Below are 2,214 nucleotides of genomic sequence, written 5' to 3'. Positions count from 1 at the left end.
AGCGAACCATATTGCCAAGAAGAACGCTTACTTCAATGGTGTTTGCAACTTGGTTTCAATGGATCCATGCTCTGCTGAAACTCTGCATCAAGCCATAGATGTTGGTGAAATCTGGGGCGTAGGCCGAAAGCATTCCAAGAAGCTCAACAGCCTGGGGATTCATTCAGTTATGGATTTTGTCTTGACTTCCCCTGTGATGATCAGGGACCAATTTTCTGTAGTGATGCACAGAACCTTATTGGAACTCCATGGAATTGCTTGCATTGAACTGGAACATACGCCACCAGCCAAGAAGCAAATTATTGCGAGTCGCTCTTTTGGTCAACGCATCTACCATATTGATGATCTCAAGGAGGCTATGTCGCTATATGTCATGGATGCGGTTAGCAGACTGAGAGATGATAATCTGTTGTGTGGTTGTCTGATTGGTTTCGTACAATCAAACCCATTTGATAGCTCAAAGCCCTTCTACAACAAGTCTTTATCCTTGGCTTTACCAGAACCTACCGACAACTTATTGCTGCTATCTAAACTCGCTACAGCGATGATTGATGGCCTGTATGCCAAGGACATTGCCTTCAAGAAATGTGGCGTGATTCTAACGTGTCTCGAACCAAAGGCAAGCCATGTATATGATATGTTTACCGACATGAAGCATATCGAGATCAGTGACGCTTTGATGGATTCCCTTGAAGCGATTCATCTTAAGTATGGCAAAACCAAGATTGCCTTGGGCGCGAGTTTAATGCCGAACAGAACATGGAATATGTCACGAAATCGGCTAACACAGAACTACTTTAAATGGGATCAACTGCTAACAATTAAAGATTAATCCTTAAAGCTTTCATTCAATGCTTGTTGTACTGCATCAATGCGTTGCTTACAGCTTTTATAAGCTGCCATGGATTCTTCAACAACTTTCATCAGGTTATCAATGTCCGGCTCCTCTTGAGACTCTAGAAGCTCAGCATTCTTCTTTAAGATGTCATAGCCTTCTTTAAATGTTAGTTGTTGTTCACTCATTTGGTTTCACCTGTAAAACTTGTGTATTGATTAAACCATCATGTAATTGAATCGCCAAAGTTTGATCCTTGGCTTGATGAATGGATGTTATAGCCTTCCCTCCACTACGAACGATGGCATAACCTCTAGCCAATACATTTGTAGGGTTTTGGATCAGCGTCATTCGCATCAGCGTTTCCACATTAAGCGTTGCTCGTTTCAATTGTTGCTGAGCAAAGTAATGGACATTCGTCTTCACTTGGTCAGCTTGTTTGCTGGTTTGATTAAGTTGTGCCTGAGCCATAGATTTGGTGATTTGCATTAACTGATCATTTTGGCTTTGGTACGCTTGGATCTGCTGCTGAGAGTACAGTTGGATGGATTGAATGAAAACCTTGACCTCATCTACACGTTCAGCAATATGGTTTCTAATACCGCCAATCACTTTACTTGGTGTATCAAAAGATCGATGTGCAATTTCATCGAGAATGGTCTTATCTCGTTCATGTCCAATACCAACCCAAATAGGTACTGATCGTTTGCAAAGCAAAGCAGCTAGATCGTAATCATTCAAGTAAGCCAAATCATTGACAGCACCACCACCACGAATGATGACAATCAAGTCAGGAGGTGTTTTGTATTCATTGGCCCACTGTCTTAATCCTTGGCTTAAAGAAGCAATTATACTTGCTGCTGCTGTATTACCTTGAAATGTTGCTGAGTGATAGATGAATTCACAGACCCCTGCTTTATACAGAATATCAGCATCCTTTCTAAAGTCTCCTAATCCTGCAGCTTGTTCAGGTGCAATGACGAGAACCTTGTTAATGTCAAATGGTGTAGGGAGTTTCTTATTCTTGTCAATCAAGCCATCTTCTGTGAGTTGCTTTACGATCTGTTGGTAACGTCTCGCAAGATCACCGAGCGTAAAGCTTGAATCAATGTCTTCAATGTTTACTGAGAACCCATATTGTGGGCTAAAGCTGGCTTTGACTTTAATCAGAATATTCAGGTCCTTTGACAGCTCCATTCCACTTTCGTTCTGAAACTTGTACAGAAGCTTAGCTGCAGTGGACTTCCAAATGGTTCCTTTACAAGATGCAATGACTTTATCAGTGCCCTCTTCTTTTTCAGCAAGTTCTAGGTAGCAGTGACCACTCTTGGTGTTCAGGCTTCTAATTTCAGCTTTAACCCATACAGGATCACCAAAGG

General features: G+C 41.7%; 3 protein-coding genes. 1 reads left to right on the top strand and 2 read right to left on the bottom strand.

Annotated elements, in window-relative coordinates:
- Positions 1–832 (top strand): DUF4113 domain-containing protein (locus tag HX743_RS15860; RefSeq protein ID WP_178319660.1); only part of this gene is annotated, 832 nt, incomplete at its 5' end.
- On the opposite strand, the gene xseB is transcribed toward HX743_RS15860, so the two are convergent.
- Together xseB and xseA are read right to left on the bottom strand one after the other, a co-directional pair.
- Positions 829–1,023, bottom strand: a complete 195-nt coding sequence (gene xseB, locus HX743_RS15855) for an exodeoxyribonuclease VII small subunit (RefSeq protein ID WP_020753603.1) — start codon at positions 1,021–1,023, stop codon at positions 829–831. The genes HX743_RS15860 and xseB overlap by 4 nt on opposite strands.
- Positions 1,016–2,214 (bottom strand): exodeoxyribonuclease VII large subunit (gene xseA / locus HX743_RS15850; protein WP_178319659.1); only part of this gene is annotated, 1,199 nt, incomplete at its 5' end. The genes xseB and xseA, both read right to left, overlap by 8 nt.

The organism is Acinetobacter sp. Swhac1 (assembly GCF_013390985.1).
Classification (GTDB): Bacteria; Pseudomonadota; Gammaproteobacteria; order Pseudomonadales; family Moraxellaceae; genus Acinetobacter; species Acinetobacter towneri.
This window is presented reverse-complemented; position numbering and strand designations above follow the sequence as displayed.